Below are 23639 nucleotides of genomic sequence, written 5' to 3'. Positions count from 1 at the left end.
ATTGTTCCTTAACGGCCGTGACGGATACACATGGGAATAGCCTGTGAAGCCAACGTATCTTTCAGTTCGTGCATATCAATAATACCCTTGTGAAACACCGACGCTGCCAGCGCGCCATCCACATCTGCTTGCTTGAATACGTCGGTAAAGTGTTCAATGGCGCCGGCACCGCCAGAGGCGATGAGTGGTACCTTACATACTTCACGCACGGCTTTCAGCTGTTCGATGTCGTAGCCCTTACGCACGCCGTCCTGATTCATGCAGTTCAGTACGATTTCACCCGCACCGCGTGACTGTACTTCTTTAATCCAGTCGATAGTGTGCCACTGAGTTTGCTGAGTGCGGCTTTCGTCACCGGTAAACTTGTACACATCGTAACGACCATTCGCGTCGTTGTAGAAACTGTCGATACCAATGACCACGCACTGCTGACCATAAATGTCGTGCAGCTCGTTAATGAGATCTGGATTAGAAAGAGCAGGGGAGTTAATGGAAATTTTATCCGCGCCCATTTCTAAAATGCGTCCTGCGTCTTCTACCGATTTAATACCACCGGCTACGCAGAACGGAATGTCGATGACCTGAGCAATTCGACTTACCCAGCTTTTATCGACAACACGTTGATCAGACGACGCGGTAATATCATAAAACACCAGTTCGTCGGCACCGGCTTTAGCGTACTGTTCGGCGAGCGGCACAATGTCGCCAATGATTTCGTGGTTGCGGAACTGAACGCCTTTAACAACCTTACCGTCGCGTACGTCGAGACAGGGAATTATCCGTTTTGCCAACATGCGATAGCCTCCTCAACGGAAAATTTACCTTCCAGTAGGGCACGGCCTAAGATCACGCCGCCTACATTGGTAGGACGAAGAGCACGAATGTCATCCAAGCCGCCAATGCCGCCGGAAGCTTGCCAGCTTACTTGCGGGAATTGGGCACATACGTCGGTGTATAAATCTACATTGCTGCCTTGCAGGGTGCCGTCACGGCTGATGTCAGTACACAGCACGTGTTTCACGCCCACTTCCTGAAAATCTTTCAGCAGGCCTTCCAGCGCCACGCCGGAGTCTTCCTGCCAACCGTGGGTGGCAATCATACGTTCACCAGCGTCGTTGATGTTTACATCCAGCGCCAGCACAATTTTTTCCGCGCCGTATTTCTGCATCCAGCCTTTCACCAGCTCAGGCTGTTTTACTGCCAATGAACCAATGACCACGCGGCTTACACCAGAATCTAACAGCTGGGCCACGTCTTCTTCGCTGCGAATACCGCCGCCAGCCTGAAACTTCATGCGTTGTGTATCGACCATTTTGCGAATAAGCGTAAGCTGTCGCTTGCTGGTGTCTTTGGCACCGGTGAGGTCGACAATGTGCAGCCACTCAGCGCCCTGATCGGCGTAGTCGTGTACCACGTCTACCGGATCTTTCTGGTACTGGGTTTTCTGGTTGTAGTCGCCCTGAAACAGACGCACTACGGCGCCATCGATTAAATCAATTGCTGGAATAATCATTACATTTCCACAAAATTAGTCAGAAGTTGTGCGCCGGCTTCGCCGCTTCGCTCGGGGTGGAACTGCACACCGAAGAAGTTATTGCTGTGCAGGGCGGCAGAAAACGTTTGGCCGTATTCACAGGTAGCCAGGGTTTTGTCGTATACCGGCACGGCAAAGCTGTGCACAAAATAGAAATAGGTGTCAGCCGGAATGCCCTTGAACAGCGTGTTGCTCTCAAGCGGCGTAACCGTGTTCCAGCCCATGTGAGGGAGGCGCAGATCACCGGCCTGCAGGCGGGCAACGTGACCAGGCATCAGACCCAGACAGTCAATTTGGCCATTACTGGTTTCATCCGAGGTTTCGACCATTAGCTGCATACCTAAACACACGCCGAGCACCGGTTGTTCCAGTGAACGAATGGTGTCGGTAAGGTTCTTGCCGCTAATGCTGCGCATGGCGGCATAGGCACTGCCCACGCCGGGCAGAAACACTTTGTCGGCGGCTTTGATAATGTCGAAATCATCAGACACATCGACAGTAACGCCCAGGCGCTCAAGGGCAAACTTTACCGACGAGATATTCGCACAGCCGGTGTTTACAATGACAATCTTCTGCGCCATTACAGGGCTCCTTTACTGCTCGGCAAGGCATCGCCCTGACGGGTAATGGCCTGACGTAATGCACGACCAAACACTTTAAACAGGCTTTCTACCTGATGGTGCGCGTTTCCTTCGCTGGTGGACAGGTGCAGGGACAGGCCCATGCTCTGCGCCAGTGAATAGAAAAAGTGCGGTACCATTTCGGTGGCCATTTCGCCAACCTGATCGCGGCTGAACTCGGCATCCATTTTCAGGTAAGGGCGGTTAGAAATATCCATGATGCACTCGGCACGACATTCATCCATAGGCAGTGCGAAACCAAAGCGACCAATGCCGCGCTTATCGCCCAACGCCTTTTTCAGCGCGTCGCCCAGGGCCAGTGCCGTGTCTTCTACGCTGTGGTGATCGTCGATGTGCAGATCGCCGTCAACCGACACCTGCATTTCAAAACCGCCATGGGTAGCAATCTGATCCAGCATGTGGTCGAAGAAGCCCATCCCGGTGTGAATTTGTGATTTGGACGTAGAGTCCAAATCCACCCGCACACGGATATCGGTTTCAGACGTCTTACGCACCACTTCCGCAATGCGCGATGATGCCAGTAAGGCTTTTTCGATATCTTTCCAGTTGTTGGTTTCCGGATTGTACTGGAACGATTTGATGCCCATGTTTTCGGCCAGCTGCACATCAGTGATGCGATCGCCAATCACATAAGAGCGGGTGAAATCGATGCGGCCCTGTTGCAGGTAGTCTTTAACCAGCCCGAGGTTAGGCTTGCGGCAAGCACAATTTTCGTGGTCGAAGTGCGGACAAATCAGCACATCATCAAACGTGACGCCCTGAGATTCGAAAATCGCCATCATCGCATTGTGCGGCTTGTCGAAATCTTCCTGCGGGAAGCTGTCAGTGCCTAAACCGTCTTGATTCGACACCATCACCAGTGAGAAACCGGCTGCTTTTAATTTTAGTAAAACAGGAATAACGTTTGGCTCAAATACCAGCTTTTCCAGGCTGTCTAATTGCTTATCTACCGGCGGCTCTTCAACCAGCGTACCGTCTCGATCGATAAATAAAATAGCTTGCTGACTCACTTGGAAGCTCCTGTCTGGGAAAAATAATCATTAATTAGCTGTAGCAGGCGGTCGTCCTGCTCCGGACTGCCGATGGTGACACGTAGGCAGTTTTCCAGATTCAGCTGTTTGGACTGGTCGCGAATAAGCATGCCGCGCTCAACCAAATATGCCATAAGTTCTTTGCAGCGCGCATAACGGAACAGCACGTAGTTGGCTTTGGTGTCGCCCACCATCTCAAACTCTTCAAACGCATCCAGTGCCTCCGTGAGACGGGCTTTTTCGGTGTTGAGAATATTGACTTGAGCATGCAGGCGCCCGATGTTTTCTTCGCTTAACGCCTCGGCAGCAATCTGCGCCACCGGATCCGGGATAGGATAGGGCGCAATCACTTTCATCAGCGCAGCAATCACATCGTCATTGGCGATGGTGAAACCGCAGCGCAGACCGGCCAGCGCAAAGGCTTTGGACAGGGTGCGTAGGATTACCAGATTCGGGTACTCGGCCAGCTTGTTCGCCCAGGTGTTTTCTGCGTCAAACTCGATGTAGGCTTCATCCACAACCACCAGCGCTTTGTCAGTGAAGTGGCGAAGTACGGTGTCTAAGTCCTGTTTTGCCACCTGGGTGCCGGTAGGATTGTTCGGCGCACAGATAAACACCAAGTTCACATCGTCGTTACTGCAAATGCCTTCCACGTCCAGATTGAAATCGGCTTTCAGTGGCACCTTTTTCACGCCAATGTCGCAGGTCTCAGCACTGATGGCGTACATACCATAGGTTGGCGGGCAAATCATAATGCTGTCTTTGCCCGGCGTACAGAAGGTGCGGATAAGTAGCTCAATACCTTCGTCGGCACCGCGGGTCACCATCAGCTGGCTTTTTGCAACACCAGCATAAGCCGCGTACCCGTTGATCACGCCGTCCGGCTGACAGGACGGGTAGCGGTTGAAGTGGCTGCTGTCCACATCGTAGTGGTTGGCAAACGGTGATTCGTTGGCATTCAGCCAGTCCTGGCCACCGGCGTAAAGGCGGCGCGCTGACTCATAAGGCTTCAGCGGGATCAGGTTGTCATTTATCAGTTGGTCGACCAGGCTGCTCATTGATCATCCCCCTTATCAAGCTCAGCCATGCGCAGGGCAACGGCCTGCTCGTGGGCGTCAAGGCCTTCGGCGCTGGCCAGCTTCATAATGGCGGGCCCGAGATTACGCATGCCGTCGGCAGACAGTTCCTGCACGGTGAAGCGGCGCATAAAATCAAGCAGCCCTAAACTGGAGTAGTTTCGCGCGTAGCCATAAGTTGGCAATACGTGGTTGGTGCCTGAGGCATAATCGCCTGCAGATTCCGGTGACCACTGGCCAACGAAAATGGAACCGGCATATTTGATGTCGGTAAGCAGTTCACGGGCATTGTCGGTCTGCACGATTAAGTGCTCTGGCGCGTAAGCATTGCTAACCAGCACGGCTTCGCTAATGTCGCCGGTGAGAATATAACGTGCATTCTCCATTGCCTGTGAGGCAATGCTGTTGCGGGACAGTTTTGCCAGTTGCACTTCTACCTGCGCTTTAGTGACTTCAATCAGCGCTTCGCTGTCAGTCACTAAAATGGCCTGGGAATCCGGACCGTGTTCTGCCTGAGACAGTAAATCCGAAGCCACAAATGCGGCATTGGCGTTGCCGTCAGCCAGTACCAATACTTCTGAAGGACCGGCTGGCATATCGATAGCGGCACCATCAGCACGCTGACTGACCTGCTGTTTGGCTTCAGTTACAAAGCTGTTACCCGGGCCAAAAATCTTATCTACTTTAGCAATGGTTTCTGTGCCGAATGCCATGGCAGCGATGGCCTGGGCTCCGCCACAGAGGTAAATCTCTTCAATGCCACATAATGAAGCGGCGAGGGCAATTTCCGGCGCGATTTCACCGGCCTGATTAGGTGGCGTACACAGCACTTTGCGTTCGCAACCGGCAACCAGCGCCGGTACACCCAGCATCATCACGGTTGACGGTAACGGCGCACTGCCGCCAGGAATATACAGGCCAACTGCATCCAGCGCGGTAAAACGCTGCTCGCAGACTACGCCCGGCGTAGTAGTGAGGTTAATATCCTGAGGCTTTTGTGCTTCGTGAAACTGTTTTACGTTATTGAACGCGACTAACAAAGCCTCTTTGACTTCATCAGCAACCCGGGCCGCCAGTTCATCACGCTTCGCAACGGACAAAGGAAGAGATTCAAGTGCGGCGCAGTCAAATTTGCGGGTGTATTCCAGCACCGCGGCATCGCCCTGCTGGCGAACCGTAGCAAGAATGTCTGAAACGGTCACCCGCAGACTGTCTGAATTTTTCATTACCGGCCGGGCAAGGGCTTCGGTCTGCCCGGCAGGTGAGAGTGAGGACCAGTTGATCATTGCAGATTAACCCATCATTTTTTCAATTGGCATAACCAGAATAGAGCGACAACCTAAGGATTTCAGTTTTTCCATGGTTTCCCAGAATAGATCTTCAGGGCTGACCACGTGAACGGCTACTACATCATCTACGCCAGCCAGTGGCAGAACCGTTGGGTTCTCTGCGCCTGGCAGCAGACTCTTCACCTGTTCCAGATAGGCTTTTGGTGCATGCAGCATGATGTACTTACTTTCTTTAGCCTGAGTCACACCGTCGATGCGCGGCACCAGGCGGTTAACCAGCGCCTGCTTTTCATCGGACAGGGCACCGTCGGCGCGCTGAATAAGCACTGCCTTGGAGCGGAAAATCACATCTTCTTCTACCAGACCGTTGGCTTCCAGTGTGGCGCCGGTCGATACCAGGTCACAGATGGCATCGGCCACACCAGCGCGAGGTGCAACTTCCACTGAACCGGTCAGCATGACCGCACGGGCATTAATATTTTGTTCTTTAAAGTAGCGCTCAAGCAGGTAAGGGTAGGTGGTTGCGACTTTTTTGCCTTCCAGCGATTGAACACCTTCGTACGTCATTTCTTGCGGCACTGCCAGAGAAAGGCGGCAACCGCCGTAGTCCAGGCGACGCAGAACTTCAAAATCTGCGGGCTTACCTGCAGACTGACGCTCAAGCATCTTTTCTTCCAGCTCGTTCTCGCCAATGAAGCCGAGATCAACGATGCCGTCCATGACCAGGCCTGGAATGTCATCGTCGCGAACGCGTAACAAATCGATAGGCTCATTGGTTGAATGGGCAATGAGGAGGCGGTCGCGAATGTAGAGTTTTATACCGATCGCTTTTAGCAGCGCGATGCTGTCATCGCTTAAACGGCCTGATTTTTGAACTGCAATACGCAGACGTTTGCTGTCACCCATGTGAACATTCCTCTTTTATGAACCTGATTTGAAGCTGCTAAAACGAAAAACCCCCGGAAGTTTCCTTCCGGGGGTCGAGAATTCTTTATCTGCGCCGCTGGAAGGAACAAATAACCTTCCAGCACAAACCTGAAAGGCTATGCTTTATGATGGTGGTGATGGTTCGCAGCGCAATTAAACATGTAACGTAATTCTTTCCAATCTTTAGACGCGGCAAACATTAGCTAATCGGCTGCGCTAAATCAACCCCAAAACGGCTTTTTTAGGGAATTATTAGACCAAATGTTTGGTCATAAGTTATATCCTTCAGTTTAAAAGGTCGAAACTGACGTGTTTGTGCAAGTATTGTCATAAATGGAGGCGAAATTATGGTAAATGATTTGCTGTTTCCCATTCTTCCTCGGGATAGTCGCGTGCCGGTTCAATTTCGAAATCGCGTGCAAAAAATTGGCAAAATTACTCGTATTGAAGCGTTTGGTGAACATGAGCGAATGGAGCACGATGAAGAGCGCCGTGTCAGCAGCGAACATGAGCGAAAGCAATATCAGCAGAACCGCCATGAGCATGATGACTTGTATGGTCGAGATGGGCATATGGCCGAAGAACATGAGACCAAGGAAAGCAATGCGAATCTGAAAGAGGAGCAGGAACATCAGGATGCTGAAACAGGTGCAGAAAATGAAGATAAAATTAAGCATCTGGATATTTATATTTAGTAACGTTTTTTTCGTCACACCCAGTTCAAATATCCGCTAGTATAAAAATTGGTCACAAAGACGTTGGCCGGGTTGCGGCTTATACATGGTCGCTTCGCTTCAATGCCCCTAAAATAATGACTACGGACAGAACTCATGAAAAAGACGCTTCTGCTGGCCGCCCTCGCGGTTACGCACACCAGCCTATTTGCGCAATCTATCGACGTTAACAGCCTTGAAATTCCCCACACACGTTATGAACTCGACAATGGATTAACCTTACTGGTTCACGAAGACCATAAGGCACCTATTGTGGCGGTTTCGGTGTGGTACAACGTGGGCTCAAAAGACGAAAAACCCGGTAAAACCGGTTTTGCCCATTTGTTCGAGCACCTTATGTTTAACGGTTCTGAGAACTATGACGGCGAATACTTTAAGCCGTTCGAACAGGTCGGTGCCACCGACATGAACGGGACAACCTGGTTTGATCGCACGAATTATTTCCAAAACGTACCATCTACGGCTGTCGATTTGGCGCTTTGGATGGAATCGGACCGCATGGGGCATTTACTCGGGGCGATTACGCAGAAAAAATTGGATAACCAACGTGGCGTTGTACAGAACGAGAAACGCCAGGGCGATAACTCACCATATCGTAAAGCCGAATATAGTTTGCTGGAAGGGATTTTTCCGGAAGGCCATCCGTATCGCTGGAGCACCATTGGCTCCATGGAAGATCTCAATGCCGCGAGCCTGGACGACGTGAAAGACTGGTTTAAGCAATATTACGGAGCGGCGAATACCGTTATTGTACTGGCCGGTGATATTACTGCTGAAGCAGCCAAACAAAAGGTCGAACATTACTTCGGTGATATACCGCCTGGGCCGCCAGTTAAGCGCCTGAGATCTTATGTGCCGGAAAAAGAAATCAGCAGCTATGAAGAGGTCTTCGATAAGGTCGCTGCCGAGAGAATTTATCGCGTGTGGCCGGTGGCAGGTCGTACTACCGACGATATTGAAGCGCTGAACCTGCTGGCAAAAATTGCCGGTGAAGGTAAAACATCGCGTCTCTATCAGCGTTTAGTTGAAAAAGAAAAACTGGCTACCGGCGTCAGTGCCTATGTTGAAGAACACACGCTTGCCAGTATTTTCAATGTAGAAGTGACGCTGGCAGACGGCGCTGATGAAGAAAAGGTTTCCGCTATCATTGATGAGGAAATCGCAAAGCTGGTGAAGTCTAAGGTAACCAAGTCTGAGCTGGACGGTGCCCGTATGCGCACGCTGTCGCGGACGATTCGCGGTATGGAGAAAATCGGCGGCTTCGGTGGTAAGGCAAACGTACTGGCCGAAGGTGAGCTTTACGCCGATGACTCAAATCACTATATGGAGAGTCTTGAGCGCTATGTTGAAGCCACACCTGAAGATCTCAACGGTGTCGCAAAAGCGTGGCTGAGCGGCGGGTTCCATCAGGTAATTGTACGTCCGTTCCCCAACTACGCTGTTAGCAGTGAAAGCGCAGACCGCGCTAAACTCCCTGAAGTCACCGAAATGCCTGAACTTGCGTTCCCGACGCCTGAAGAGTTCAAGTTGGACAACGGCATTTCCGTTTATTTTGTAAAGCGGAATGCGGTGCCTGATGTTTCCATGCGCGTGGTATTTGATAGTGGTTACGCAGCTGATGCCAGTGGTTATCCGCTGGGAACGTCTTCTATGACCATGCGGATGCTGGAAGAGGGCAGTGGTAAAACTGACGGCGAGGCATATAAAACCGAAATGGATATGCTGGGCGCAGCAAGTTATTTCGGCGCATCGCTGGACAGTTCTTATGCTCATCTACAATCGCTGACGGCGAACCTGAAACCTGCACTGTCGCTTTTCAGTGAAGTGATTCAAAAACCTGCAATGCGGGATAATGATCTGACTAAGCTGAAGCCAATCTGGCTGTCGAACATTGCGCAGGAGAAATCTCAGCCCGTTCAGCTTGCTTTCCGGGAACTGCCGCCGTTGCTGTTTGGTAAAGAGCATCCCTATGGTATGCCGCTAACCGGTTCCGGTACCAATGAGTCAGTGAGCAAAATAACCACTAAAACGCTGAAAGATTTCCATGACACCTGGTTGCGTCCGGATAATGCGAAAATCATTGTGGTAGGCGATATTGAGAAGTCGACGCTGAAATCCATGCTGAACGATAGCTTTGGCGAGTGGAAAGTGTCTGGCAAAGCAGGTAAAAAAGACATTGCTGATGTGCCGCAGGTGAAGGGCCGGACGTTCTATCTGGCTGATCGCCCGGACTCACCGCAGTCGTTGATTCTGGCGGGTAAATTAATTCCTTCCGTTACCGATGAAGATGCGCTGGCAATCGACACCGCTAACGCTATCGTTGGCGGCAAATTCACGGCACGTCTGAATATGAATCTGCGTGAGGACAAAGGTTGGGCCTACGGTGCCCGTACCATGTCGCTGACCACGGCGGGTATGCGTCCCTGGTTTGCCTATGCACCGGTGCAGAGTGATAAAACCGTTGACTCTATCAAAGAGATCGATCGTGAAATGAAAGAATATAACGGTAAGAATCCGGCTACAGAAACTGAGCTTTCGGAAACAGTTACTACCGAGGTCCGCAAGTTGCCGGGTTCATTTGAGACGAACAACAGTGTGCTTTCTGAAATTCAGTCCAGTCTGATGCAGGGTAAACCTTTGAATTACCCGATGCTGCTTCAGCAGGAATATGACAAGTTAACGCTAGAGGATGTACGCGAACAGTCTGACCTATTTACCACCGACAATATTGTCTACATGATTGTAGGGGACGCTTCGTTATACAAAGCAGAACTTGAGAAAATGGGCAAAGTGGTGATGCTCGACATCGAGTAATCTTCTACTTTGAAAAAAGGCAGTGTCTGATTGAACCCTGACGCTGCCTTTTTTACTGCATTTGCTGTTTGGTTGCAGCGAATTCAGGCAAACCAATGTCGAGTTCGATTAGCAAACCACACCAGCGACAACATCACTGGCACTTCAACTAGTACACCGACTACGGTCGCCAAGGCTGCACCAGAGTGCAAGCCAAACAGTGAAATAGCTACGGCCACTGCCAGCTCGAAAAAATTAGAGGTGCCAATCATACAGGCCGGTGCGGCCACCTGATGCGACAGCCCCATTTTTTTCGCCAGCCAATAGCCAATAGCGAAAATACCGTAAGTCTGGATAAGCAGGGGAATCGCGATCAGAACAATGGCCTGTGGATCGGCGATGATGGTTTCAGACTGAAAACCGAATAACAGCACCACAGTGGCCAGCAAACCAATAATCGACCAGGGTTTCATGGTGGCAAGAAAACGGTTTAACCGCTGGTGGTTGTTATGGCTATCTAGCGCTTTACGTGTGAATACGCCGGCCACCAGTGGAATTAATACGTACAGTACAACAGACAACAGTAACGTATCCCAGGGAACCGTGATATCGGTTACGCCAAGCAGAAAAGCGGCCAGAGGCGCAAAGGCAAAAATCATGATGATATCGTTTACTGAGACTTGTACCAATGTGTAGTTTGCATCGCCTTTCGTTAGCTGGCTCCATACAAATACCATGGCTGTGCAGGGCGCTACACCTAGTAAAATCATACCGGCGATGTATTCGCTGGCGGTTTGTGGGTCGACCCAATCAGCAAACAGGCCTTTGAAGAACAGCCAACCCAGAAACGCCATAGAGAAAGGCTTCACCAGCCAGTTGATCACAAGCGTTAGTACCAATCCTTTAGGCTTTTTACCCACATCTTTGATAGAGGAAAAGTCCACCTGTACCATCATCGGGTAAATCATCAGCCAGATAAGAACCGCAATTACCAGATTTACATGGGCATATTCCAGCCCGGCTACCGCTGCAAATAAATCCGGAAACAGACTGCCTGCCACCAGACCCGTAATAATAGCGAGAGCCACCCACACTGATAAGAAGCGTTCAAATAATCCCATTACAATGTCCTAAATCGATTTTTGGTTTACGCGTTTGCTGAGTTCTTCAGCACTTTCCACCCGTTCAGAATAGCGGTCGACAAAATAATCCTTGTTGCCGCGCAGCATCAGGGTGAATTTCATCAACTCTTCCATCACATCCACAACGCGGTTGTAAAAAGGCGAGGGTTTCATTCGTCCATCTTCTTCAAATTCGAGGAAAGCTTTGGGAACCGATGACTGATTAGGAATGGTGACCATGCGCATCCAGCGTCCTAAAATACGCATCTGATTAACCGTATTGAACGACTGCGATCCACCGCATACCTGCATCAGCGCAAGGGTTTTTCCTTGGGTGGGGCGCATACCACCAATACTTAACGGCACCCAGTCAATCTGACTTTTGAAAATACTGGTCATTGCGCCATGACGCTCTGGCGAACACCAAACCTGGCCTTCAGACCACATCATCAACTCACGCAATTCTTTTACCTTGGGATGGTGCTCGTCTTCGGTATCGGTTTGGGGGAGCCCTTCGGGATTAAACACCTTAGCTTCAGCGCCCATGGCGGTAAGCAATCGGGCAGCTTCTTCTACGAGAAGGCGGCTGAATGAACGGGCCCGTAATGATCCATAAAGCAGTAAAATGCGTGGTTTATGTGTGAGCGACGTTGGGGCGCAAGCATCAAATGTTGGCGAATGCCACTGGTCCTCATTGATATTTGGTAGATCTGGTATCTTGGTCATTAGGCTTGTGCCCCTAGTTTCTTTAAAGCGGCGCGGAGTGCAGCTGGTTCTTTGTTATGTGTCGCAATGCTAAGCAATTCGGCGGCACGCTTTTCGATGATGTCGATGCAGGCAAGGAAAGCGGCTTTAATCTCTTCTTCTGTACCGGTTTCCTTCGACGGATCAGAGAGCCCCCAATGGGCTTTAACGCTTTTCCCAAACCATACCGGACAGGTTTCGCCAGCGGCAGAGTCACAAACAGTGATCACTAAGTCCGCGTCGAATGCCTCGAATTCATCCCAGGACTGACTGCGCAAGTCCTCAGTGTGATAGCCCGTTTCTTCCAAATACTTCACTGACAGCGGGTGCACTTCACCAACGGGCTGACTACCCGCACTGCGCGCCTCAATCACACCTTCGCCTATTTTATTGGTGATGGCTTCACTTAAAATGCTGCGACAACGGTTGTGTGTGCAGATAAATAATATTTTCATCATATTCCTTACTTAATGTTTTCAGTAGCGGTTAACAGCAGCCAGAGTCACTGATCTGACAGCGGGTGAATTTTGCTTTAAGGGCGTCAAATTCAGTATTTTGACAATCAACCGCTGTGCTAATAATGGCGCGTGCAGCCTTTGATAATTCAGGCTGTAAGCGGTAATACATCCATTTTCCACGGCGCTCATCGAGCAAAATGCCGCACTTTCGCAGCTGCGCTAAATGGCGAGATATTTTGGGTTGGTCCAGTGCCAGCGCTTCCATAAGTTCGCACACACACGCCTCGCCAAAGCAATGAATTAACATCACACACTTAAGGCGGGTATCGTCGCTTAGGCATTTAAATAGTTGCAGTACATCCATACAATGAATTAAATCACATATACGTTTTTAAACATATGTGTAATTTCACATATGTTGGCTAGCATGTCAATAAGGAGAGTTAACGGTTAGTGATATAGGCGTATTATTTGATGTTGTGATTGATCCAGAGCTTTGGCCATATCCGTTGCCAGCACTTGTTATTTATGCGGCTCTCGAAAAGCGAAAGTGAATGAGAATGGTGGTGCGTGATACTGTTATTGTAATTCATCTGTAGCCCATAGGGGGCCATGATTTCAACGGTGGAACCGGTGTAGCGGGCCGCGACGGCCGTTTCTTTCTCAACCCAATGGGAAATTGCATGGCACGTATCGGTGAAGGGAGGAAAGTCATGCTTGATGTGCATGCGTGCTTGATTGCGAACTTCCCAATTAACAGTAGGATACCGTCGCCGTAACAATTGCTGTAACTGCTGCTCCCGTGTTTTACCGAGATCGCTGTTATCGAAATACACAACATCCACATCATTGAGTGCGGTGGGGGCGGGATAGTGGTGAGTAAAGTCCCAAACAAGATTGCGAACGAACCCTGCGCCAATCCAGCAATCGGGAAGCTTCAGTGTTGCCACCGCTTCCAAGCAAGACCTATGTACAGGACTTTGCCATAGAAGCGATGCACAATGCGACGTTAATTCGCGGGTGTCTGTTATCATTTAAGGCGTTTCATCAGATCTGAGTTGTCACCGTGTCTGGTTAGTTCGCTGAAATTAGTTGAGGGCCTTGTCTACCCAGAATTTTGTGCCTTTAACTGTTGCTTGTAGCGATAGACCAGATTCTGTCAGCGTATACACAGTAATATCGCCGAGATAGCCTTCACCTTCTACGGAAACACCTTTCTGACCGGCTTTCGCTGTTGCGTCGGCATTGCCGCCGGCTGTCCAACCATTTTTTTCAAAGTAATCCATAGCCTTGCGAGAATGGAATACCATGACTATGCGGTAATCTTTTGCACCAATACCTAAACCGACACCGCCTTCAGCCATGTTCATATAGACCTGACGACCGGTGGCATTATCGTTCACCACGCCGTAGCCTGTTCCGGCAGAAACAAAAATCACATTCACGTTGGCATTACTGAACACAGCATAGCCTGGTGCCGTTTCGATTTGGGCACGAACATCCGGTTTTTCTTTATACAATTTAGCCAGCGCGACATCTTGCATGGTAAGAATCGCTTCTCGTTTCTCAGCTATGGTGCCTTGACCCATTGACGCACAACCAGATACCGCGACAATCGTCGCCAGAACCAGTGCGCTTGTTATCATTTTTATTTTACTTTTCATTCATTACTCCTTTAAAGCAGCCTGATGCCAACTTGCTGAACAGGCAATTTGTCTTTCGACAATATTGTTATAAGCGTTGACTGCAATTAATGTGCAAAGTATAGAAAAGTTAACTCTATCATTGAGTTAAGCGGTGGAATCGAGATTTACAGTTCTTTTAACAATAAAAAAGCGGCGCAAATTGCCGACACATTGTCGGATTTACGCCGCTCATTTAACTACAATTAAAAGCGATAACGTTTGAGCTGTTCCTGCATTCGCGAAATTTGCTGCACCAGTTCTTCACAGTTATCAGACACCGTTTGCGCATGCTGCAGATTTTCCTGACCCGCGCGCTGAATACTGTCTAATCGACCAGAAATACCTTTAGAAACGGCAGCTTGCTGCGTCGCCATGGATGACGTTTCCTGGTTCAATTCAGAAATAGTCGCCACAGCGGTAAGCGCTTGTTGCAGAGTTTCTCCGGCTTTCTGCGTAACTTCCACTGTGTTATAAGCATTCTCTTTATTCGATTGCATACGCTCAGAGGCATCACGACTACCTTGTTGCAGGCGTTCGATCATCACTCTGATTTCTTCGGTAGAACTCTGTGTTCGGCTGGCGAGTGAACGAACTTCATCGGCAACCACCGCAAAGCCCCGGCCTTGTTCACCGGCGCGCGCCGCTTCAATAGCCGCGTTAAGCGCTAGTAGGTTTGTTTGCTCGGCAATATTGCGAATGACATCCATGACACCGCTAATTTCTTCGCTAGAGCGGGCAAGTTCGGTAATTACCTGTACTGATGCGTCGACTTCCTGGGCTTGCTTCTCGATGTCAGCAATGGTGGCTTTGAGTACATTCACACTGTTTCGTGTATCGGTATCGGCAGCGCGGGCGGCATCGCTTGAGCGAATAACTATGTTGGACACGGCTTCAGCGCTTTGGTGCATTTCTGTGATCGCGCCCGTAATGGCATCCGTTTCGTTGGTGAGTGACGCCACCGTTGTTTTAGCGCCATGGGCGGTATCGTTCAACGTTTGTGATTTCGCCAACATGGTTTGTGTTGTTTGGCAGACTGTCTGTAAGGTTGTTTGTAGCTGCTCTAACAGATTATTAAACGCTTTAGCCATGCGGCCAAATTCATCATCGTTTTTCACATCGAAACGGAAGGTGAGGTCACCTTCACCACTGGATAAGTCGCTGACCACTTTTTGGAATTCGTCGAGAGGCTGACCAACAACCCGTTTAACCAGTATCACCAGGGCGATAAGAATGATGGCACCTGCGAGCAAAATTTTGACCAGCAGGTGGAGAATCGCAGAGGTCAACATGCCGGATTTTTCGCTTTCCGATTCAACCAGAATGATGTCATAACCCCAATTCTTAAAAGGTACTACTGTGATTTTCCAATCGCCGCGATTTGCCAAAGCTTCGTCTACGTCTGAAATCTTTACATGTGAAGAGTGCATTCTGACATTGCCTTTCGCATCTCTAAGCGCCACAAAACCCTTATCGAGAATGTGACTGGACGAAATAGCTTCTTCCAACACTTTTAGATCCGCTGAATAGCCTACGTACCAAATACCAATAACCTGATTCGATGCATTAAACATGGGCTCGTAGCCAGTAAGGTAGGGACTACCCAGAATATCGACTTCACCATAGTAAGCCTGGCCCTTTTTTATCATTGCCATGGCTTTGCCCTGAGGTGCTAATTTGGTGCCGATGGCGCGCTGTCCGTCTTTAATAACGTTGGTGCTTACCCGAATGTAGTCGTCGCCAGTCTTACTGAATAAGGTTGCTGTGCCGTCCATTATTTGCGTAAGGCCATCTACCAACGCAAAATTATTTGCCTGTGGTTGGCTACCAAGGTAGAGCTGATTGGCAGTGGTTTCTTTAACCATTGCCGTTCCCCGTTGAGACGGTATGCCAATAGCTTGTCCACGTTGTTTAAGCAGCGCCATACTACTTTTAACGCGTTCACTCATTATTGAATCGGTAACAGTGAATATGTTCAGCAAACGATTGGTGGTTGCATCAACCTGTGAAGAGATCCGTTCGTCAATGTCTGTTTTAATCGCACTCACGGTAACGATACAAATTACAACGGTGAAAAGGGCGATAACCGCAGAAATAGAAATTAAAAACTTACGCTTAATAGACATGGAAACTCCGACAATGCTTATCTCTCAGCTAAGCAAAGCTCAATAGGGCCCGGACCAGTCGCGTCGGATCCGGGATGTTCTCGTTGGGTCATGCTGTAAGAATAGTTTAAAACTTCAAATGAAGAGAGTTTTTATTTCATCTGATTATATTTTTTATGTAGCGAAACAAAAACTAAGCATTTATTTGTACTATTTACTGGAGCTGATGCACGGTGAAACCTTTGGTTTCTAACATGCTAAGCACGCCATCGGGGCCAGCCATATGCATGGTGCCTACCAATACAAATTCGGTTTCGGGCGTAGCCAGATATTCTTCTATTTTCGGCAGCCAGGCTAAATTACGCTTTGTCAGTACGTTGGCGTAGACTTGTGGGTAATCGTTTTTGAATGTGTCCATCGATGAATCAAACAACTGGTTCATGTTGCCATTGCGCCAGGCTTGCTTCATGGGTTCCAGGGTTTCAGACATGGTATCTAATTCTTCAAGAGAGTAGCGAATATAAGCATCTTCTTCGCCTTCCCCAAGTTTAGACAGGATCTCAAGTTGTTGAGTGGGCGTTTCAAACCAGTCTACCCGTTTTTCGTCGGCATCTGCTTTGGTGAAGAAGAAGTTATCGACGCCGGGATTAGTAAGCCCGGCATGCTGAAGCGCCATCATAGAAAGTGTTATGCCAAGAAACGACGGTTTCATTTTTTCTACCTGCGTTACGCTCACACCGTAGCGCGCAAGATAGGTTTTCAGTTGTTGGTACGTATCTTCACTTAAATCGTCACGAATGGTGCGTCCGTTCTTGTAGGTCATTAATTGTTGTGTTTGCTCAACAAACTGAGGAGAAACGAGTGCCGCCAGGTCGGTTTCGAAAACCAGTAAATCGGCAGCCTGGTAAGCGACTTCGTATTGTTTGGGCAGAGGATAATCATCAGGACTCAGAATGTGTAAGGTACCGCCAAGATAAATCGTATTGTCACCTTTGGAAACCTGCCATACGGAGGCTGCTTGGCAGGATAATGCACTGAGCAGAAACGTGGTGAACAAGCTGGAAAGAAAAACTGGCTTAAAGCGGCCCCTGATGTTTCGCATTTGGTGAACTCCTTTGCTACGATTCCCTATTTATTCGCTATGCAATTTACTGCTAATGTCATCAAAGTACAAACCGCATTATGATTCTACGCCCCAGTGGCGAAAATATGATCGAATTTGAGAAGTAACTATCTGTGTCCACTCTGTTAAACCGTTTTACCGTACCTTCTATTCTGCTGCTTGTGTGGGGCGTGGTGTTTTTTAGTCAGCCTGAACCACTAAACCTGGCATCGGATTTTGGCGGCTTTTTTGTGCTTGGTGTCATTGGGGCTATTTTCGCCAACGCCACGGGGGCTGGTGGAGGCGTCGTATTCGTACCCGTATTTAACCACTTAGGGTTTGCACCGGTAGATATTGTTGCCACCAGCTTTGCCATTCAATGCTGTGGTATGACTGCCGGGGCATTAAGTTGGTGGGGACATTTTACGCATACTGAAAGGCAAAATGCGCAATGGTCGGTTTTACCCCAGGTGCTTGTGCTTTCCATACCTGGTTCGGTATGTGGTTTACTTATGGCGCAGTACGCGGCGAGCAGTGTGCCTTTTCTCTCTGCCATTCAAGGCAATGTGGACGATTTACACATTGGCTTTGGCGTATTTTCGGTATTTCTAGCCCTGGTGATTTTTGCCAGTATTCCGCTGCTGCGTAAAACTGCATTCAAATTGGAAATGTCCAGTGTGGAAGTATTATTGCTACCTGTGGTGGGGTTCGTCGGCGGCGCGATTACCGCATGGTTATCTGTTGGTGTTGGTGAGCTCGTGGCTGTGCTACTTATTTTGCGAGGTTTTAGCGTAACCATGGCTATTGCAGTGGCGGTTATCCTTTCTGCGGTAACCGTGTGGTTTGGCGTTATTTATCATGTTCTTGAAACGCAGGCGGTAGCCTGGCAGGTGGTATTATTTGCAGGCGCAGGAGCTATCATTGGCGGCCGCTTGGCCCGCTATGTGGTGCTAGCATTTTCGGTACAAAAACTGAAATTGTTTTTTGGTTTTTGGGTGCTGTTACTTGGCTTAAGTGGCTTGCCGGTTTTTCATTAGCGCCAATAATGTTGTAGTGCTTGACAAACTTTTCCTCTATTGCACCGTAAACAATGTAGTGCCGGTGAAAACCTGCTAATGAAATGCGAGGGAATTACCGGCGTTCAATCTGAAAAGGGAATGAAGATGGCAGAACCGTTTGTACCGCAAAATCCCTATCAGGTGTCACAACCTGAATGGTCAAAAAACGCTGTTGTTTACCAGGTTAATACCCGTCAATTCAGCAGCAATGGCGATTTCAACGGCGTGCGGGAAGGCTTAGGGCGAATTAAGGCACTCGGTGCTGATATTATTTATCTGATGCCGGTTAATCCCATTGGCGAAATGAATCGCAAAGGTGAGCTGGGCAGTCCTTATTCGGTAAAAGATTACTATGCCATCAATTCGGAGTTTGGCGATGCCAACAGTTTTGAAAAGCTGGTAAAAGCCGTGCATGCGCTGGGCATGAAGCTGATCCTCGACTGGATCCCGAACCATAGCGCTTGGGACAACCCTTTAACCGTTTCTCACCCAGACTGGTATGCCCGGGATCACAAGGGAAATTTCCGACCATCGCCCTGGTGGGATTGGGACGACATCATCGAATTCGATTACAACGTACCCGCACTTCGACGTTACATGGTGGAAGCCATGTGCTATTGGGTTGAGCATTTTGACATTGATGGTTTCCGCTGCGATGTTGCCGGTTACGTGCCGAATGATTTCTGGGCGCAGGCGCGGGTAGCGTTAGATACCATCAAACCGGTTTTTCTACTGGCGGAATGGGAAAATCGCGACTTGCATGAAAAAGCCTTCAATATGTCTTATGCATGGAGCTGGAATGAGGCGTTACATGAAATTGCTCATGGGCAAGCGCCGGTTGACCGGTTAAGAAAGTATTATTCCTGGAATGAGCGCAGTTGGCCAAAATCCGCTTACCGGATGACATTCGTTAGCAACCACGACAAAAACGCCTGGGATGGCACGCAACATGAGCAATTTGCCAACGCGTTAGAAGCCGCGATTGTGTTGTCTGTAACCGGTGAGGGTGTGCCACTCATCCATAATGGTCAGGAAGCCGGGGAATCAAAGCGATTGGCGTTCTTTGAACGTGACCCCATCGAATGGCAGGAACATCCCATCGGTGATCTATATAAACAGCTCATCGCGCTCAAAAAACGGACTACAGCGTTATGGAACGGTGAATACGGTGCCACAATGTTGCAGGTGGTGTGTAACGATCTCTCTCGGGTTTTCAGTTATGTTCGGCAAGATGATAACGGCAAGGTGTTAGTTATCCTTAATTTGTCAGCTGATGTGGTTTCTCCTACCTTCGATGCCGATTTATACAATGGGCAATACATCGATGTGCTCAGTGAACAGCGCGTGGAACTGGATGCCTCCCAGCCGCCAATTTTGTCGCCATGGGCGTATCGCGTTTACGAAGCCGTTTAAAAAAACGCCTTCGAGAATCCATTCTTCCGGGCAGTGAAAAGCTGCCCCATTTTCCTGATAATTCTGGCATACTACGCGCTTTAAATTTTTAGTTGTGATCTATGCCTTCTGTTTCTTCAATTTTCTCTGCTGACGGATTATTGGCTCAGGCGATACCTGGCTTTATGCCCCGTGCAGCGCAGACCGATATGGCGCTGGCGGTGAAGTCAGCGCTGGACGACCAACACAGTCTGATTGTAGAAGCCGGAACGGGTACCGGTAAGACCTTTGCTTATCTTGGCCCCGCGCTACTGGCTGAAGGTAAAGCGATCATTTCCACCGGTACCAAAAACCTGCAAGAACAGCTTTATCACCGTGATTTACCGGTGATGAAGAAAGCGTTGGGAAGTCGCCGTAAAACGGCATTGCTTAAAGGCCGCGCCAACTATTTGTGTCTGCATAGAATGTCACAGCATGGCGGAAATTCAATGCTGGTGGAAAAAGAAGTGCTGGGGCAGCTTTCTACCGTGCGCAGCTGGGCGGAAACGACTAAAACCGGTGATGTAGGGGAACTGAAAACCCTGCCGGAAGATGCCAAAGTTCTGCCACTTATCACCTCCACGGTGGATAACTGCTTGGGGCGGGATTGCCCGGACTATGAAGATTGTTATCTTGTAAAGGCGCGTCGCAAAGCGCTGGAAGCCGACATCATTGTGGTTAATCACCATTTGTTTTTTGCAGATATGGCCTTAAAAGATACGGGTTTTGGTGAGCTGATCCCCGAAGCTGATGCCATTATTTTCGACGAAGCGCATCAAATTCCAGACATTGCCAGTGACTACTTTGGTGAATCGTTGTCGACACGCCAACTGCAGGAACTGGCAAAAGACATCAACGTGCTTTATCGCACCGTGCTTAAAGACGCCGACCAACTGGATAAATCTGCTGAGAAATGCCGAATTGCTGCTGCAGATTTACGCTTGCTGTTTCCTGAGCAGCCGGAAAAAGGCAACTGGGCGGAAGCCCTCGACAGGCAGGACGTCCAAACGCAGATTTCCCGCTTGACCGACGGCATTGCTGTGCTCTACGAAGTCATTAAACTGCACTTGGGGCGTGATAAAGATCTCGACAATATTTATGAGCGTGTAGCACAAACCCGCGACCAGCTCGCAGCGTTGTGTGACGGCCAGCAGGATGGGGTGAGCTTATGGTATGAAACCACCCAGCGTCATCTTATTCTGCATTTGACACCGCTCTCTATTGCAGCCAAGTTCCGTCGTTTCATTAATGCAGTGCCCCGCGGCTGGGTGTTTACGTCTGCCACTCTTACCGTTGATGGCGGATTCACCCATTTTCAAAAGCGGATGGGCCTGGATGATGCCAGAACCCTGGAATTAGAAAGCCCGTTTGATTACCGCGAACAAGCCATTTTATGTGTGCCCCGGTATTTGCCTGAGCCAAACAGCTTCAGCATGAAAGATACCTTATTCGAAACGGCCAAACGTTTAATTGCCGCCAGTAAAGGCCGATGTTTCTTGTTGTTTACCAGTCACGCCATGTTGCGGGAAATTGCTAAACGTCTGGAATTTGCCGTAGAAAACACCTTGCTGGTTCAGGGCACCACCACAAAACAAGCGTTGCTCGATGCATACCTTGCCGACGAACAAGCCGTATTACTGGGTACCGGTGCCTTCTGGGAAGGGGTTGATGTTCGTGGAAACGACCTTATATGCGTGATGATTGATAAACTGCCCTTTGCCTCGCCAGACGATCCGTTGTTACAGGCCAGAATGGATGATGTGAAAAAGCGGGGGGCGAACCCGTTTGCCGCCATTCAAATTCCACAGGCAGTTATCACCCTTAAACAAGGGGCAGGGCGTTTAATTCGCGACCCTACCGACAAAGGGGTGTTGGTTATTTGCGATAATCGCCTGGTAACCAAAAATTACGCGCAGACATTTATTGCCAGTCTGCCAGACATGAAACGTACCCGCTCACTCGATGTGGTTGAGTCATTTTTAAAAACCATCGATTAACAGGAATTGTATGAACCTTCTTGCTATAGATACCGCCACAGAAGCCTGTTCAGTGGCTGTGAGAACTGATCAGGGTGATTTTCATCGGTTTGAAATCTGTCCTCAACAACATAGCCAGCGTTTGCTGCCCATGGTAGACGAGGTGCTTAAAGAGGCTGGCGTTACGCTAAAAGACATTGATGGTCTGGTTTATGGTCGTGGCCCGGGGAGTTTTACAGGAGTGCGCATCGCAACCGGTATGATTCAGGGGTTGGCTTTGGGCTCAGGTTTGAAAGTGGCTGGGGTGAGTACGCTTGCTGCGATGGCGCAACAAGTCCTTGAATCACAGGGGAGCGCATCGGTTGCAGTGGCTATTGATGCGCGAATGAGCGAAGTGTATTTTGCACAATATCAGGCTGAAAACGGGCTGGTACAACTGCTGGATGAAGAGAGGGTTTGTCCTCCCGAACATGCTGCGTCTTTGCTTAGCGATAGTGCAAGTCAAGCAGGAACAGGGTGGGCAGCGTACTCGGAACTCACAGCCAAGTGCGACGCCGAGGTTGCGGTTTTGTATCCCGATGCTCGCTTTATGTTAAGCCTTGGCGAACAGCAATTTGCTCTAGGTGATGTAAGCGAAGCTGAACACATTGAGCCGGTTTACTTACGCGATAAGGTCACCTGGAAAAAGTTGCCTGGAAGAGAGTGATGGCGCAATTTTTGCTTGACTTCTTTCTCAATATGGGCTCTCATTGTATAAAATGTAATCGATAAATTGTAAGGGTTAACGCGTTTACATTATGGAAATCCAATCTGGCTTTGACATCATCAGACCGGAACAGGCTCCGCAACGCGCACAGCCTGAGCGTGTTGATGCCCGTCAGAAAGATCAGGCTCAACCGCTCGAGGGCATTGTTGAGCTAAAACCTATCCGCAACGATGCCTCTGACGACGTATTAAATTCTGCACGCAAATTTCAACAGCAAACCGGTTATGACCAGCCTGAAGGAAAGGGCAGACAAGCTGTCGCAGCTTATCAAAGTCTTGAGCGGGAAGCGCAACGGGACAATATTCGCGAATTACTTGGCGTTGATCTCTACGCCTAATGCGATAAGGCGTTAACCTTCTTAGTGCTTCATTCGTATAATGTTTAGGAATACCTATTGTTCAGCTAGCATTCAGCTTGCAGTAGGATAATGAACATGCCTATCAAATATTCAGGAACTACTATGCTGCGTTCTCTTTTCTTATTAGCTGCAATTGCACTGGCAACAGGTTGCTCTGTTGTTCCGGACGACATCGATTTGCCTGACGATACGAATCTTGTTTCGTATAACCGCGCTGTAACCGGCGGGGATGCTGTCATCGGACAGACTGCTCGATGGGGCGGGATTATTGTTGGAGTGGAAAATAAACCCGAAAAAACCTTCGTCGAAATCGTTAATTTTCCTTTGAATCACTATGGTAAACCTAACTCGGGTGAAGAGACTATCGGTCGCTTTAAAGTCGCGATGGATGGATTTGTTGATCCTATTCATTTTGAGAAAGGGCGCCTGGTGACGTTTGTGGGTGAAGTGCAAAAACCGATTGCCGGCATGGTAGGCGAGCAACCGTACATGTACCCACTATTAAACGGTGATAATTATCACATGTGGCGTAAGAACTCGGTTAACTATATTAATCCGCTGTTCTTTGATTACCGCATGGGCTGGTACTCTCCGTTCTACTACGGTGCTTATAGACCGTTCTCATCGCCTTGGGGCTTTGGTATCTATGACGGTTATTATCAATATAGTACCGGTCCGGCTATTCGCGTAAGGAAAACGTCGATCAACAACGTGGGTAGTTCTTCACGCTCAAACCGAAGCAGCGTATCGAGTCGTGCAGCACCACGGCCAACTTCAAGCGCAACACGATCTGTTGTGAGAAAAGAACAGTAA

General features: G+C 49.2%; 23 protein-coding genes and 1 other annotated feature. Of the genes, 8 read left to right on the top strand and 15 right to left on the bottom strand.

Going from position 1 to position 23639, the window contains the following annotated elements; translation table 11 throughout:
- Nucleotides 1–8: 8 nt before the first annotated feature.
- From hisF to hisG, 7 genes are read right to left on the bottom strand one after another with little or no spacing between them, the layout of a single operon-like run.
- Nucleotides 9–794: an imidazole glycerol phosphate synthase subunit HisF gene (gene hisF, locus ACXAFQ_RS19500; protein WP_474825049.1), complete on the bottom strand. Its 786-nt coding sequence runs from the start codon at nt 792–794 to the stop codon at nt 9–11.
- Entirely contained in the window at nt 776–1513 is a 738-nt protein-coding gene (hisA, locus tag ACXAFQ_RS19495) for a 1-(5-phosphoribosyl)-5-[(5-phosphoribosylamino)methylideneamino]imidazole-4-carboxamide isomerase (protein ID WP_474825048.1), read from the bottom strand. Before hisA ends, hisF begins: the two co-directional genes overlap by 19 nt.
- On the bottom strand, nt 1513–2115 hold the full coding sequence (hisH, locus tag ACXAFQ_RS19490; RefSeq protein ID WP_474825047.1) for an imidazole glycerol phosphate synthase subunit HisH: 603 nt from the start codon (nt 2113–2115) through the stop codon (nt 1513–1515). The genes hisA and hisH overlap by 1 nt, the downstream gene beginning before the upstream one ends.
- Nucleotides 2115–3185, bottom strand: coding sequence for a bifunctional histidinol-phosphatase/imidazoleglycerol-phosphate dehydratase HisB (gene hisB / locus ACXAFQ_RS19485; protein WP_474825046.1), 1071 nt, complete (start codon nt 3183–3185; stop codon nt 2115–2117). Before hisB ends, hisH begins: the two co-directional genes overlap by 1 nt.
- On the bottom strand, nt 3182–4264 hold the full coding sequence (hisC, locus tag ACXAFQ_RS19480; RefSeq protein WP_474825045.1) for a histidinol-phosphate transaminase: 1083 nt from the start codon (nt 4262–4264) through the stop codon (nt 3182–3184). Before hisC ends, hisB begins: the two co-directional genes overlap by 4 nt.
- Entirely contained in the window at nt 4261–5568 is a 1308-nt protein-coding gene (gene hisD, locus ACXAFQ_RS19475; protein WP_474825044.1) for a histidinol dehydrogenase, read from the bottom strand. Before hisD ends, hisC begins: the two co-directional genes overlap by 4 nt.
- A gap of 6 nt (nt 5569–5574) precedes the next feature.
- Nucleotides 5575–6477, bottom strand: coding sequence for an ATP phosphoribosyltransferase (gene hisG / locus ACXAFQ_RS19470; RefSeq protein ID WP_474825043.1), 903 nt, complete (start codon nt 6475–6477; stop codon nt 5575–5577).
- Nucleotides 6478–6522: 45 nt separating this feature from the next.
- Nucleotides 6523–6639 (bottom strand) — a sequence feature (His leader region).
- Between the two features lie 206 nt (nt 6640–6845).
- On the opposite strand from hisG, the gene ACXAFQ_RS19465 reads away from it, so the two are divergent.
- Both ACXAFQ_RS19465 and ACXAFQ_RS19460 read left to right on the top strand, forming a co-directional pair.
- Nucleotides 6846–7193 carry a hypothetical protein gene (locus ACXAFQ_RS19465; protein ID WP_474825042.1) on the top strand — a complete coding sequence of 116 codons (348 nt, stop codon included), beginning with the start codon at nt 6846–6848 and terminating at the stop codon, nt 7191–7193.
- A 135-nt stretch (nt 7194–7328) separates the two neighbouring features.
- On the top strand, nt 7329–10046 hold the full coding sequence (locus ACXAFQ_RS19460; protein WP_474825041.1) for a M16 family metallopeptidase: 2718 nt from the start codon (nt 7329–7331) through the stop codon (nt 10044–10046).
- A gap of 83 nt (nt 10047–10129) precedes the next feature.
- Here ACXAFQ_RS19460 and arsB read toward each other — a convergent pair whose 3' ends face one another.
- From arsB to ACXAFQ_RS19420, 8 genes are all read right to left on the bottom strand, one after another.
- A complete protein-coding gene (gene arsB / locus ACXAFQ_RS19455; protein WP_474825040.1) occupies nt 10130–11146 on the bottom strand; it encodes an ACR3 family arsenite efflux transporter in 1017 nt (338 codons plus the stop codon).
- Nucleotides 11147–11155: 9 nt separating this feature from the next.
- On the bottom strand, nt 11156–11872 hold the full coding sequence (gene arsH, locus ACXAFQ_RS19450) for an arsenical resistance protein ArsH (protein ID WP_474825039.1): 717 nt from the start codon (nt 11870–11872) through the stop codon (nt 11156–11158).
- Entirely contained in the window at nt 11872–12345 is a 474-nt protein-coding gene (locus ACXAFQ_RS19445) for an arsenate reductase ArsC (protein WP_474825073.1), read from the bottom strand. Before ACXAFQ_RS19445 ends, arsH begins: the two co-directional genes overlap by 1 nt.
- A gap of 31 nt (nt 12346–12376) precedes the next feature.
- Nucleotides 12377–12655: a metalloregulator ArsR/SmtB family transcription factor gene (locus tag ACXAFQ_RS19440; RefSeq protein ID WP_474825072.1), complete on the bottom strand. Its 279-nt coding sequence runs from the start codon at nt 12653–12655 to the stop codon at nt 12377–12379.
- Nucleotides 12656–12815: 160 nt separating this feature from the next.
- Nucleotides 12816–13298, bottom strand: a complete 483-nt coding sequence (locus ACXAFQ_RS19435; protein ID WP_474825038.1) for a nucleotidyltransferase family protein — start codon at nt 13296–13298, stop codon at nt 12816–12818.
- A gap of 138 nt (nt 13299–13436) precedes the next feature.
- Nucleotides 13437–14012 (bottom strand): lipid-binding SYLF domain-containing protein, encoded by a 576-nt coding sequence (locus ACXAFQ_RS19430; RefSeq protein WP_474825037.1) that lies wholly within the window; start codon nt 14010–14012, stop codon nt 13437–13439.
- A gap of 224 nt (nt 14013–14236) precedes the next feature.
- On the bottom strand, nt 14237–16156 hold the full coding sequence (locus ACXAFQ_RS19425; protein ID WP_474825036.1) for a methyl-accepting chemotaxis protein: 1920 nt from the start codon (nt 16154–16156) through the stop codon (nt 14237–14239).
- Between the two features lie 193 nt (nt 16157–16349).
- Nucleotides 16350–17237 carry a TraB/GumN family protein gene (locus tag ACXAFQ_RS19420; RefSeq protein ID WP_474825035.1) on the bottom strand — a complete coding sequence of 296 codons (888 nt, stop codon included), beginning with the start codon at nt 17235–17237 and terminating at the stop codon, nt 16350–16352.
- A 134-nt stretch (nt 17238–17371) separates the two neighbouring features.
- Between ACXAFQ_RS19420 and ACXAFQ_RS19415 the strand changes: the two genes are divergently transcribed.
- From ACXAFQ_RS19415 to ACXAFQ_RS19390, 6 genes are all read left to right on the top strand, one after another.
- Nucleotides 17372–18274, top strand: coding sequence for a sulfite exporter TauE/SafE family protein (locus ACXAFQ_RS19415; protein WP_474825034.1), 903 nt, complete (start codon nt 17372–17374; stop codon nt 18272–18274).
- A gap of 120 nt (nt 18275–18394) precedes the next feature.
- The gene (locus ACXAFQ_RS19410) at nt 18395–19708 is read left to right on the top strand and encodes an alpha-amylase family glycosyl hydrolase (protein ID WP_474825071.1); all 1314 of its coding nucleotides are present in this window, start codon (nt 18395–18397) and stop codon (nt 19706–19708) included.
- Between the two features lie 101 nt (nt 19709–19809).
- The gene (locus ACXAFQ_RS19405; RefSeq protein WP_474825033.1) at nt 19810–21723 is read left to right on the top strand and encodes an ATP-dependent DNA helicase; all 1914 of its coding nucleotides are present in this window, start codon (nt 19810–19812) and stop codon (nt 21721–21723) included.
- 10 nt (nt 21724–21733) lie between these two features.
- On the top strand, nt 21734–22408 hold the full coding sequence (gene tsaB / locus ACXAFQ_RS19400; protein WP_474825032.1) for a tRNA (adenosine(37)-N6)-threonylcarbamoyltransferase complex dimerization subunit type 1 TsaB: 675 nt from the start codon (nt 21734–21736) through the stop codon (nt 22406–22408).
- A gap of 91 nt (nt 22409–22499) precedes the next feature.
- Complete coding sequence (locus tag ACXAFQ_RS19395; RefSeq protein ID WP_474825031.1) at nt 22500–22805, top strand: hypothetical protein; 306 nt, start codon at nt 22500–22502, stop codon at nt 22803–22805.
- Between the two features lie 123 nt (nt 22806–22928).
- Nucleotides 22929–23639, top strand: coding sequence for a Slp family lipoprotein (locus ACXAFQ_RS19390; protein ID WP_474825030.1), 711 nt, complete (start codon nt 22929–22931; stop codon nt 23637–23639).

It is taken from the genome of Alteromonas sp. ABH2_165 (assembly GCF_056159945.1).
The sequence above is the reverse complement of the archived record's forward strand: the minus strand, read 5'-3'. Positions and strand labels throughout refer to the sequence as shown.

Excerpts from the sequence above, each read along its gene's own strand:
- ACXAFQ_RS19395 (WP_474825031.1), top strand. The coding sequence starts at position 22,500 with ATGGAAATCCAATCTGGCTTTGACATCATCAGACCGGAACAGGCTCCG.
- ACXAFQ_RS19405 (WP_474825033.1), top strand. The coding sequence starts at position 19,810 with ATGCCTTCTGTTTCTTCAATTTTCTCTGCTGACGGATTATTGGCTCAG.
- hisH (WP_474825047.1), bottom strand. The coding sequence starts at position 2,115 with ATGGCGCAGAAGATTGTCATTGTAAACACCGGCTGTGCGAATATCTCG.
- hisD (WP_474825044.1), bottom strand. The coding sequence starts at position 5,568 with ATGATCAACTGGTCCTCACTCTCACCTGCCGGGCAGACCGAAGCCCTT.
- hisC (WP_474825045.1), bottom strand. The coding sequence starts at position 4,264 with ATGAGCAGCCTGGTCGACCAACTGATAAATGACAACCTGATCCCGCTG.
- ACXAFQ_RS19440 (WP_474825072.1), bottom strand. The coding sequence starts at position 12,655 with ATGTTAATTCATTGCTTTGGCGAGGCGTGTGTGTGCGAACTTATGGAA.
- ACXAFQ_RS19420 (WP_474825035.1), bottom strand. The coding sequence starts at position 17,237 with ATGCGAAACATCAGGGGCCGCTTTAAGCCAGTTTTTCTTTCCAGCTTG.
- hisF (WP_474825049.1), bottom strand. The coding sequence starts at position 794 with ATGTTGGCAAAACGGATAATTCCCTGTCTCGACGTACGCGACGGTAAG.
- ACXAFQ_RS19410 (WP_474825071.1), top strand. The coding sequence starts at position 18,395 with ATGAAGATGGCAGAACCGTTTGTACCGCAAAATCCCTATCAGGTGTCA.
- hisA (WP_474825048.1), bottom strand. The coding sequence starts at position 1,513 with ATGATTATTCCAGCAATTGATTTAATCGATGGCGCCGTAGTGCGTCTG.
- ACXAFQ_RS19430 (WP_474825037.1), bottom strand. The coding sequence starts at position 14,012 with ATGAAAAGTAAAATAAAAATGATAACAAGCGCACTGGTTCTGGCGACG.
- ACXAFQ_RS19390 (WP_474825030.1), top strand. The coding sequence starts at position 22,929 with ATGCTGCGTTCTCTTTTCTTATTAGCTGCAATTGCACTGGCAACAGGT.
- ACXAFQ_RS19460 (WP_474825041.1), top strand. The coding sequence starts at position 7,329 with ATGAAAAAGACGCTTCTGCTGGCCGCCCTCGCGGTTACGCACACCAGC.
- ACXAFQ_RS19465 (WP_474825042.1), top strand. The coding sequence starts at position 6,846 with ATGGTAAATGATTTGCTGTTTCCCATTCTTCCTCGGGATAGTCGCGTG.
- arsB (WP_474825040.1), bottom strand. The coding sequence starts at position 11,146 with ATGGGATTATTTGAACGCTTCTTATCAGTGTGGGTGGCTCTCGCTATT.
- tsaB (WP_474825032.1), top strand. The coding sequence starts at position 21,734 with ATGAACCTTCTTGCTATAGATACCGCCACAGAAGCCTGTTCAGTGGCT.
- ACXAFQ_RS19445 (WP_474825073.1), bottom strand. The coding sequence starts at position 12,345 with ATGAAAATATTATTTATCTGCACACACAACCGTTGTCGCAGCATTTTA.
- ACXAFQ_RS19425 (WP_474825036.1), bottom strand. The coding sequence starts at position 16,156 with ATGTCTATTAAGCGTAAGTTTTTAATTTCTATTTCTGCGGTTATCGCC.
- hisG (WP_474825043.1), bottom strand. The coding sequence starts at position 6,477 with ATGGGTGACAGCAAACGTCTGCGTATTGCAGTTCAAAAATCAGGCCGT.
- arsH (WP_474825039.1), bottom strand. The coding sequence starts at position 11,872 with ATGACCAAGATACCAGATCTACCAAATATCAATGAGGACCAGTGGCAT.